Raw genomic sequence first — 10,158 nt, 5'->3', positions numbered from 1 at the left:
CACCCGCTCCCGCCTGGGACGACTCGTCCGCCAGGGAGTCCTCGAGCAACCCGAACGCGGCCGCTACCAGAAACGGACTTAACGTCCTCTCAGAGAACTGGATGTCGTACTCGGCCTCGATGCGCTCGAACTCGTCGCCGCTGAGGCCAGGTTCAATGGTGCAGCAGTCGGTCTGCCGCAGGCGGCGGGCGGCTTCGGCCCCGAGGCGGGTTCCGTCGATGTTGATCACAGTCGAACAGTAGTGCCCTTGTCGGCCCAGGGGGTTTAGGTGAGGCCAGCCGCTCGGACTGCAGCGGGCAAGAAACCGCGAGCCATGGTTACGCAGGATCACCATCGGACCGCACGGTGGATGAACTCAGATCACCAGATCACAGACTCCTATTCGTGGAGTCCTTCGACCGGACACGCCGTCAGCTTCTGACTGATGGCGGTCGGGCGGCCCGTGCCAGATTCCGCCCGCGAGGTTCAGGACACTCTGATGCGGTGGGCCAACTGAATGAGGATCACAATGTAGGCGGCAGCGGCCACTGCTAACTTCGTATAGAAGAAAACCCACATGACGGGGAGAAACGCTGCCGGGGAATCGCCGATGTCCTCATCATCAACGTTCCTTCCGTGCTCGGTTCCCCTCTTTTCCCTTTCCTTGATCCACGTCCAGATGGCCCAGGTGCTTGTCGTCCAGACGTACTGCGCTAGGTCGAGAAACAGCGCGATGATGAGCAGCAGGCCTGCGATCAGAAGGGCCCTGGTGAGGTTGACTCCAGAGGTCTGCAGCCCGCCGGCCAGCAGCCACACCACGGCGATCCCCGCCAGGGCCAGGTGTCGGAACACTGTGCTCGCCGTACCGCTGGCGTCGTAATAGGTCTGACGGGCTTTCTCCAGTTTCATGCCGAGGCCCTCGGTCCGGTGCCACCGGAGTTTCGTGCTGCGGCTCGCTTGGTGGCCACCGTCTTCTTCTGGGCCGTCTTCTTCTGGGCCGTCTTGACGGTCTCCGTTTTCCGGACGGCCGCCTTCTTGGTTCCGGCCGCAGTAAGCGCCTTTCGTGGACCTGTGCCGCCGCTATTACCCGCCGCGGCTGCTGCCTTTTTCGCCGCCGGAGTCGTGGCGGTGCGCTTGGATGCGGTCCGCTTCGTGGCGACAGTGGCACCCCCCTTGCCAGGGGTGAGTGAGCCCTTCGGTGCCTTCTTCACCGACGGACCGGTCTTCGGCAACTTCTTGGCCCCGCTGACCAGGTCCTTGAAGCCCTGTCCCGCGCGGAAGCGAGGAAGGGAGGTCTTCTTCACACGCACCCGCTCGCCGGTCTGGGGGTTGCGCGCGTAGCGCGCGGCGCGGTCCACTTTCTCGAAGGAGCCGAACCCGGTGACCGAGACCCGGTCGCCGGAGACGACTGCGCGCACGATGGCATCCAGGACCGCATCCACTGCGTCCTCGGCCGCCTTCCGACCGCCGAGCTGGCCGGCGACCGCGTCAATGAGCTGTGCCTTGTTCATGTCCATCCCGGAGCGGAGTCGGGGTCTATACCCGACGGTAGGCACGTCCGGCGACGCGCACTGGACGGCATAGGCCAACGGTGCCGGGAATTCCCACCACTGGCCCACCATCGGGCGATAGGACTGGGCGACCTGCTCGCCAGCTTCCAGGCTCGACCACCGGGCGGAGCGGGGCGAGCTCACCAGTACCGGACCCTGCTACCAACTCCGTCCATGCCGAGGCCATCGCCGCAGAGGCCGGAGGAACCTGGAAGTACTACGCCCCAGGTGATCACTCATGGTGACATCATCGGTCGTCACGACGGGGAACACAGATCACCCGATCACAGACCCTTACCAGTACTGGACCCCAAGTAGGCCGGCCGGAGCCGGCCCGTCGTAGGTGGAGCGCGGTGGTGACGGGGGCCGAGGGGCCTCGGCCCCCGGCCGAGGCCTGCTACGGCTTGCGGGCGACGCCGCCCCAGTAGTACGCCGCGTGCGGGTCGGCCGGCGGCTCGCCGTCCGGGTGCCAGGCCATGACGGGCGCGACGCCGGGCTCGATCAGCTCCCAGCCGTCGAAGAACCGGGCCACCTCGTCGCGGGTGCGGGGGACGAGCGTCATCCCGCCGGCCCGGGCCGCCTCGGCGACCTTGGCGACGCTCTCCGGATCGAAGTCCTGGGTCGGGTGGGTGAGGGCGAGGCAGCTGCCGGAGGGCAGCGCGTCGCGCAGTGCCGCGACCTTTCCCCACGGGTCGTCCTCGTCGGCGATCAGCATCAGTACGGCGATCATCAGCAGGCCGACCGGCCGGCCGGGGTCCAGCGTGGAGGTGAGCGCCGGGTGGCCCAGCAGTTCGGCGGGCTTGCCCAGGTCGGCGTGGATGTAGGTGGTGCGGCTGGCGGGGGTGGAGACCATCAGCGCCCGCGCGTGGGCCAGCACGATCGGGTCGTTGTCGACGTAGACCACGCGGGTGCCGGGGCTGACCGCCTCGGCGGTCTCGTGGGTGTTCGGCGAGGTGGGGATGCCGGTGCCGAGGTCGAGGAACTGGCGGATGCCCTGCTGCTCGGCCAGGTAGCGGACGGCGCGGCCCTGGAACGCCCGGTTCTCCTTGGCCATCGCCTTGACGCTGGGGACGGCCTCCTCGATGGCCTGGCCCATGGCGCGGTCCGGCGGGAAGTTGGTCTTTCCGCCCAGCCAGTAGTCGTACACGCGGGCGGAGTGCGGAGCGCTGGTGTCGACGCCGAAGCGTTCCCACTCGCTCGGCTCGGCCTCGTCGTTCTCGGGCTGGTCGGAGAAGTCCTGACTCATCGTCATGGCCGCGTCCTCTGAAGACGGATCATCGCACTGGGGAGGTCAGCGTAGCGGTCCTGGAGAGGGTTCGGGTGTGCGGTGCAGGGTTCCGGTCGGACGGCATCCCGGGTGGGTGTGCGCTTGGGCCGTCGGGGTGGCGCTGGGGGCCGTCGGGGTTGCCGGTGGGAGGCGCGACGGTCCGCGGGGGATGCATCGATCATGCTGTCTGATCGTCAGATTACTTCGCGTAGATTGCTGCTGGTCGCAGCCGGGATGTCGCTGCTCGGGGTCGCCGGCTGCCGGGGCTCGGAGGGGGCCGGGGGCGGTTCGCCGAGTACCGGGGCGGCCGGCGGGGCGTCCGAGGCGCCGGGCGCCGCACCGAGCCCGGAGTCACCGCCGGCCTCCGCTGCTCCCTCCGCCGGCCCGTCCACTCCTCCTCCTGCCGCTCCTGCTGCCGCCGCCCCTGCCGCCGCCTCCGGCTCGCCGGTGGCCGCGGCGCGGAAGCCGACGGCGGCCGAGGGCAGGCCGGTGTACGAGCTGGACGCCGGGCGGCGGGTGGTGGCCCTCACCATCGACGACGGTCCGGACCCGCGGCACACCCCCACCGTGTTGGCCCTGCTGGAGCAGTACGGGATCCGGGCGACCTTCTTCCTGATCGGGGAGAACGCCGTCGGACAGCCCGCACTGGTCCGGGAGATCGCCGCCCGGGGCCACCACATCGCCAACCACACCTGGACCCACCCGGACCTGCGGCAGCTGTCCGAGGCCAGGATCAGGGACGAACTGGAGCGCACCTCGGACCTGCTGAACCGGACCACCGGGAAGCCGCCGACCTGGTTCCGCGCGCCCGGCGGCGACTGGTCGGCGGCCTCGCTCAAGGTGAGCGCCGACCTCGGGATGCGGAACATGGGCTGGTCGGTGGACCCGAGGGACTGGGCCCGGCCCGGCACGTCGGTGATCACCGACCGGATCCTGAAGGACGTCCGGCCGGGCGCGATCGTGCTCAACCACGACGGTGGCGGGGACCGTTCGCAGACGGTGGCCGCGCTCAAGACCTACCTGCCGGTGCTGATCGACTCGGGGTACTACTTCACCGCCCCGCCGGGGTGAGGCGCATGCGGGGAGCGGGTGGCGGGTAGCGGTTTTTCCGGTTAAACCACTCAAAAGAGTGGATTGGGAGAACCGTTTCTGCGGATTTTGGGCTTCTAGGGTGATCTCGCATCAATTTCCCCGGCACCACCGCGTACCGCCCCGAAAGGCCCCACCCCATGCGTCTCCGCAACGCCACGCTCGCCGCCGCCAGCGCCATCGCCCTTGTCCTCGCCGTCCCCGCCTCCGCCGACGCGGCAGCCGGTGACTTCCTCTACAGGGTCGGCCCCGGGGTGCCGGCCGGTCTGGCCGACCCGGGGAGCGGCGAGTGCATCAACCTCTTCGGGGCGACCGAGAAGGATCCGGCGTTCGCGCCCGAGAACTTCACCACCTCGACCGCCACCGTCTTCCTCGACTTCGACTGCAACGGCGACGTCTTCTACGTCATGAACCCGGGCAAGAGGCTCGGCGACAGGCTCAAGCTGCGGTCCGTCGTCTTCTCCTGAGGCCGGCCGATTCCGGCGAAGCGCGGGACAGTTCGGCGATTGGTTGAGACCATTCCGGTGAACCGACACGGGAGCGGCCTTGCCGACACGAATCGCCGGGCTGCCCGCCCGGACCCGCAGACTGCTGATCGTCCTCTCCGCGCTGGTGCTCGCCGCGGCCGGCTTCGGCGTCCACCGCGCGCTCGGCTCGGGGGACACCGCCGCCGTCCGGCCGGCGCCCGCCGGCCCGCGCACCGGGGACCGGATCATCCCCGCCCCGCTCTCCGCCACCGCCGGCTCCGGACCGGCCTACCGGCTCACCGAACGGACCACCATCCGTACCGGGGGCACCGGCGGAAGCGAGGAGCAGCGTGCCGAGGTCCGGCGGATCGCCGAACAGCTGGCCGGCGAGCTGCGCCGGCCGACCGGGTACCCCCTCGACGTGACGGACGCGGGCGGGCCCGCCGACGGCATCCGGCTCGAACTCGACCCCGCGCTGCCGGAGGAGACCGGCCCCGAGGCGTACCGACTGACCTCGGACGCCACCGCCGTCCGGATCGCCGCCCGCACCCCGGCCGGGCTTTACCGGGGCACCCAGACGCTCCGTCAGCTGCTGCCGCCGCAGATCGAGAGCCGGACGCGGGTGGCCGCCGGAACGGGGTGGACGGTCGCCGCCGTCGACATCGACGACCGCCCGCGCTACTCCTACCGCGGCGCGATGCTCGACGTGGCGCGGCACTTCTTCACCCCGGCCGAAGTCAAGGGGTACATCGACCGGCTGGCCCTCTACAAGGTCAACCACCTGCACCTGCACCTGACCGACGACCAGGGCTGGCGGATCGAGATCCCCGGCCGGCCCGCGCTCACCGAGGTCGCTGCGACCAGCGAGGTCGGCGGCACACCCGGCGGCTTCTACACCGCCGCCGACTACCGGGAGATCGTCCGGTACGCGCAGGAGCGCTACCTCACCGTCGTCCCGGAGATCGACCTGCCCGGGCACAGCAACGCGATCTTCGCCGCCTACCCGGAGCTGGACTGCACCGGCAGCGCCAAGCCGTGGCCGTACACCGGGATCGAGGTCGGATTCTCCACCGTCTGCCCCACCGGCGAAGCGGTCTTCGCCTTCACCCGGGACGTCATCGCCGAGATCGTCCGGCTCACCCCCGGACCGTATCTGCACATCGGCGGCGACGAGGTGAAGAAGGTCTCCCCGGAGGCCTACCGGGAGTTCGTCCGGCGGGTGGGCGCCCAGGTGACCGCGGCCGGGAAGACGCCGGTCGGCTGGAACCAGACCGCGCCCGGCGGCATCGGGCTGCTCCAGTACTGGGACGGCAAGGGCGGGCGCGACGCGGAGCTGCGGGAGGCCGCCGGGCGCGGCGCGAAGGTGATCATGTCCCCGGCCGGCCGGACCTACCTCGACATGAAGTACGACGCCTCCTATCCGCTCGGGCTGGTCTGGGCCGGGACGGTCGACGTCTGGTCCGCCTACTCGTGGGACCCGGACACCCTGGTCGGGCTGCCGGCGGGCGCCGTCCTCGGGGTGGAGGCGCCGCTCTGGACCGAGACCCTGGACACCCCGTTCGAGCTGGACCTGATGCTGCTGCCCCGGCTGCCCGCCCTCGCCGAGCTCGGCTGGTCGCCGAAGCGGAGCCACGACTGGGGGCGGTTCAAGCAGCGGCTCGCCGAGGAGGGCGCGCGGTGGGACGCGGCCGGCTACGCGTACGAGAAGCGCGGGGAGATCCCCTGGCCGGCCGCCGGCGAGCCGGCCGGATAGCACGGCTGGGGCAACCGGGAACAGCGGCGTAGCGTGACGAGGGGAGGGTTCACGCTGGTCCCGGAGGCGGAGGAGGAACGATGTCCGTACGGGAACCGGACCCGGTGAAGCAGGAGGAGTTCGCGGGTCGGATCGTGCAGGTGCTGAACGACGCCTGCCTGGGATTCATGGCCAGCATCGGCCACCAGACCAACCTGTTCGACACCATGGCCGGCCTTGCCCCGTCGACCAGTGAGGAGATCGCCCGCGCCTGCGGGCTCGACGAACGCTACGTCCGCGAGTGGCTCGGCGCGATGGTGGTCGGCGGGATCGTCGAGTACGACCCAGGGAGCGGCAGCTACCTGCTGCCGCCCGAGCACGCGGCCTCGCTGACCCGGGCCGCGGGGCCGGAGAACCTGGCCGGGATGATGCAGTACCTCGCGCTGATGGGCGACGTCGAGCAGCAGCTCGTCGAGTGCTTCCGCAAGGGCGGCGGGGTGCCGTACTCGGCGTACCCGCGGTTCCAGGCGCTCCAGGCCGAGGAGTCCGGGCGGGTCTACGACCTGGCGCTGGTCGAGGGGATCGTCCCGCTCGTCCCCGGGCTGCCGGAGCGGCTCCGCGCCGGGATCGACGCGCTCGACATCGGTACCGGGCAGGGGCACGTCGTCAACCTGCTGGCCCGGGGCTTCCCGGCCGGCCGGTTCACCGGCGTCGACATCTCCGAGACCGGCATCGCCGCCGCCCGGGCCGAGGCCGAGGCGCTCGGCCTGGCCAACGCGCGCTTCGAGGTCGCCGACTCGGCCGAACTGACCGGCTCCTACGACCTGGTCACCGCCTTCGACGTGATCCACGACCTGGCCCGCCCGGCCGAGACGCTGGCCGCCATCGCCCGCGTGCTGCGGCCCGACGGCGTCTTCCTGATGGGCGACATCGCCGCCAGCAGCCGGCTGGAGGAGAACCTCGACCACCCGCTCGCCCCGGCGCTCTACACCTTCTCGACCTTCTACTGCATGACGGTCTCGCTCGGCGAGGGCGGCGCGGGGCTGGGGACGGTCTGGGGCGAGCAGACGGCGCGGCGGATGCTCGCCGAGGCCGGGTTCGGCTCGGTGCGGACCGCGCAGGTGGAGGGGGACGTGCTCAATGTCTACTACGTGGCGCGGTTGGACGGTGCCGCGGCGTAGGCGGCCGCGTCCGGGGTGGTCCAAGGCGGTTCGGGGCCGTGGCGGGCCCCGCCGGGGCGGGCCGGCGGGCGCGCCGGTGGAGGGTGCCCCGGCGCGGGTGGCCGGGGCGGAAGGTCGGACGTAGGTTCGAAGAGTCCGAGCGAAGGAGGGCGGCGATGACCGGCAACGGCTACGCACACCCCGAGGCGCTGGTCCCCACCGAGTGGCTGGCCCAGCACCTGGACGACGGCACGATCCGCGTCGTCGAGGTGGACGAGGACACCACCGCGTACGAGCAGGGGCACATCCCCGGCGCGGTCGGCTGGAACTGGACCACCGACCTGCACAGCCGGGTGGGGCGCGACTACACCGACCGCGACGGCATGCAGCACCTGCTGCGCGCGGCCGGGGTGGAGGACGACACCACCGTGGTGCTGTACGGCGGCAACAACAACTGGTTCGCCGCCTACGCCTACTGGTTGCTGCGGCTGCGCGGCTATGAGCCGGTGAAGCTGCTCGACGGCGGGCGGAAGAAGTGGGAGCTGGAGGAGCGTGAGCTCACCCAGGAGGTGATGGACTACCAGCACAGCGGCTACCGGCTGGCCGGCCCCGAGCACCCGGAGGTGCGGGCACTGCGCGACGAGGTGCTGGCCAAGGCGGAGGTGTTCGCCAAACCCGGCTCGGACTCCGTACTGGTCGACGTCCGTTCCCCGGCCGAGTACCGGGGCGAGGCGCTGGCACCGTCGCACCTGCCGCAGGAGCAGGCGCAGGTGCCCGGCCACATCCCCGGCGCGGTGAACATCCCCTGGTCGCAGGCGGCCAACGACGACGGCACGTTCCGATCGGCGGACGAGCTGCGCGCGCTGTACGGCGGGCAGGGCGTCGAGGCCGAACGCGAGGTGATCGCGTACTGCCGGATCGGGGAGCGCTCGGCGCACACGTGGTTCGCGCTGACCGAGCTGCTCGGGTACCCGCACGTGAAGAACTACGACGGGTCGTGGACGGAGTACGGCTCGCTGGTGCGGGCGCCGGTGGCGTTGGGGGCGTGAGCGGAGGGCCGGGGGCGTGAGTCGAGGGCCGGGGGGTGGGGTCGGCGTGTTCACGGCGTGACGTGGGCGCGGCGGCTCCATTTCGGCCTGTTTCTTCTCATGAACATTTCATCAGACAGGAGTGGGCCCCGGGTCACCGGGACAGGGATCGATGCGACCCACTGTCCCAGTGACCCTGGAGGACCACCGTGCGCAAGAGGCTGATCGTCTCTGCCGCCGCAGGCGCGCTCGCCCTGCTCCTGACCGTTCCCGCCTCCGCCGCCCAGATCGGCCCCGGCGCGGCGGGCGTCGGAGACCCGTACTACCCCAACGCCGGCAACGGCGGGTACGACGTCTCGCACTACGACATCCGCCTCAAATACCAGCCCGTCACCGACGAACTGGAAGGCACCGCCACCATCCTGGCCACCGCCACCCAGGACCTCTCGCGGTTCAACCTGGACTTCGTGCTCGGCGTCAAGGAGGTGCTGGTCAACGGCCGGACCGCGAAGTTCACGAGCACCGGTGAGTCGGAGCTGGAGATCACCCCCGCCCGTCCGCTCACCAAGGGCAGCCCCGTGACCGTCGTCGTCCGCTACGCCGACAAGCCCGGCGAGGTGGAGCGCGGCGGCTACTCCGCCTGGCTGCGCACCCCCGACGGCGGCGTCGCGGCCAACGAGCCCGAGGGCTCCGCCTGGTGGTTCCCGAGCAACGACCACCCCACCGACAAGGCCACCTACGACGTCTCCGTCCTCGTGCCCGACGGCACCCAGGCGATCAGCAATGGCCTCCTCACCGGGCAGAGCTCACGGGCCGGCTGGACCCGCTACAACTGGCGCCAGACCAAGCCGCAGGCCACCTATCTGGCCACGCTCGCGATCGGCCGGTTCGACCTCCGGACCGACACCACACCGGGCGGGCTGCCGGTCGTCACGGCCTACAGCAAGGACCTCGGCGACAACGACGGCGCCGCGCGCGCCAGCGTCGAGCGCACCGGAGAGCTGGTCGACTGGCTGAGCGGCTACTTCGGGGCGTACCCGTTCGACTCGATCGGCGGCTACGTGCCCAACGTGCCCACCGGCTACGCCCTGGAGACCCAGACCCAGATCTTCTACAGCCCAGCGCAGTTCTCCCGCGGCTCCAACACCTCCGTCGTCGTCCACGAGCTGGCCCACCAGTGGTACGGCGACAGCGTCTCCGTCCAGCGCTGGAGCGACATCTGGCTCAACGAGGGCTTCGCCCGCTACTCGCAGTGGCTCTGGTCCGAGCACGAGAACGAGGGCACGGCGCAGGAACTTGCCGACTATGTCTACACCTCCTACCCGGCCGACAACGCCTTCTGGAGCATCAAGCCCGGCGACCCCGGGGCGGACCACCAGTTCGCCGGTGCCGTCTACGACCGGGGTGCGGTGGCCATCCAGGCGCTGCGCAACGCCATCGGGGACGAGAAGTTCTTCCAGATCCTGAAGGGCTGGCCGGCCGAGCGCAAGTACGGCAACGCCACCATCCAGCAGTTCCAGGCGTACGCCGAGCGGATCTCCGGGAAGCCGCTCGCGGACCTCTTCAACACCTGGCTGTTCACGGCCTCGAAGCCGTCGGTGTCGTCGGCGGGCGTTCCGGCGGCGGCCCCGTCGGGTGCGGCGGGCCTGGCGCCGAGCGCCAAGGCGACGGCGCCGGAGCCGAAGTCGTGGAAGAAGATCCAGGAGACCAACTCGCTGCACGATCACGAGCACTGAGACGAGTGCACGGGTGTCGAACGGGCCCGGTGATCGGGTGACGTGAGGTGACGGGCGTGGGGGGGGGGGGGGGGGGGGGGGGGGGGGGGGGGGGGGGGGGGGGGGGGGGGGGGGGGGGGGGGGGGGGGGGGGGGGGGGGGGGGGGGGGGG

Annotated in this window: 9 protein-coding genes and 1 pseudogene; 6 read left to right on the top strand and 4 right to left on the bottom strand. The window is 71.0% G+C overall.

The window, feature by feature from the left end; genetic code table 11:
• From ACZ6NC_RS41475 to ACZ6NC_RS41460, 4 genes and pseudogenes are all read right to left on the bottom strand, one after another.
• Window positions 1-229 (bottom strand): annotated as a pseudogene (locus tag ACZ6NC_RS41475) (hypothetical protein); the annotation flags it as partial.
• 236 nt (window positions 230-465) lie between these two features.
• Window positions 466-888 carry a hypothetical protein gene (locus ACZ6NC_RS41470; protein ID WP_465739078.1) on the bottom strand — a complete coding sequence of 141 codons (423 nt, stop codon included), beginning with the start codon at window positions 886-888 and terminating at the stop codon, window positions 466-468.
• Window positions 885-1,490, bottom strand: a complete 606-nt coding sequence (locus ACZ6NC_RS41465) for an HU family DNA-binding protein (RefSeq protein WP_465739077.1) — start codon at window positions 1,488-1,490, stop codon at window positions 885-887. Before ACZ6NC_RS41465 ends, ACZ6NC_RS41470 begins: the two co-directional genes overlap by 4 nt.
• A gap of 436 nt (window positions 1,491-1,926) precedes the next feature.
• On the bottom strand, window positions 1,927-2,781 hold the full coding sequence (locus ACZ6NC_RS41460; RefSeq protein ID WP_465739076.1) for an SAM-dependent methyltransferase: 855 nt from the start codon (window positions 2,779-2,781) through the stop codon (window positions 1,927-1,929).
• 228 nt (window positions 2,782-3,009) lie between these two features.
• Here ACZ6NC_RS41460 and ACZ6NC_RS41455 point away from each other — a divergent pair, with 228 nt between their 5' ends.
• The 6 genes from ACZ6NC_RS41455 (at window position 3,010) to ACZ6NC_RS41430 (ending at window position 10,008) form a co-directional block, all read left to right on the top strand.
• Window positions 3,010-3,867: a polysaccharide deacetylase family protein gene (locus ACZ6NC_RS41455; protein ID WP_465739075.1), complete on the top strand. Its 858-nt coding sequence runs from the start codon at window positions 3,010-3,012 to the stop codon at window positions 3,865-3,867.
• Between the two features lie 158 nt (window positions 3,868-4,025).
• Window positions 4,026-4,352 carry a hypothetical protein gene (locus ACZ6NC_RS41450; RefSeq protein ID WP_465739074.1) on the top strand — a complete coding sequence of 109 codons (327 nt, stop codon included), beginning with the start codon at window positions 4,026-4,028 and terminating at the stop codon, window positions 4,350-4,352.
• Window positions 4,353-4,431: 79 nt separating this feature from the next.
• Complete coding sequence (locus tag ACZ6NC_RS41445; RefSeq protein ID WP_465739073.1) at window positions 4,432-6,105, top strand: beta-N-acetylhexosaminidase; 1,674 nt, start codon at window positions 4,432-4,434, stop codon at window positions 6,103-6,105.
• Window positions 6,106-6,185: 80 nt separating this feature from the next.
• Window positions 6,186-7,265, top strand: coding sequence for a class I SAM-dependent methyltransferase (locus ACZ6NC_RS41440; RefSeq protein ID WP_465739072.1), 1,080 nt, complete (start codon window positions 6,186-6,188; stop codon window positions 7,263-7,265).
• A 155-nt stretch (window positions 7,266-7,420) separates the two neighbouring features.
• Entirely contained in the window at window positions 7,421-8,293 is an 873-nt protein-coding gene (locus tag ACZ6NC_RS41435; protein WP_465739071.1) for a sulfurtransferase, read from the top strand.
• A 188-nt stretch (window positions 8,294-8,481) separates the two neighbouring features.
• Window positions 8,482-10,008 carry a M1 family metallopeptidase gene (locus tag ACZ6NC_RS41430; protein ID WP_465739070.1) on the top strand — a complete coding sequence of 509 codons (1,527 nt, stop codon included), beginning with the start codon at window positions 8,482-8,484 and terminating at the stop codon, window positions 10,006-10,008.
• The last annotated feature ends 150 nt before the right edge of the window (window positions 10,009-10,158 follow it).

Source organism: Kitasatospora sp. NPDC041988 (assembly GCF_055588525.1).
The sequence above is the reverse complement of the archived record's forward strand: the minus strand, read 5'-3'. Positions and strand labels throughout refer to the sequence as shown.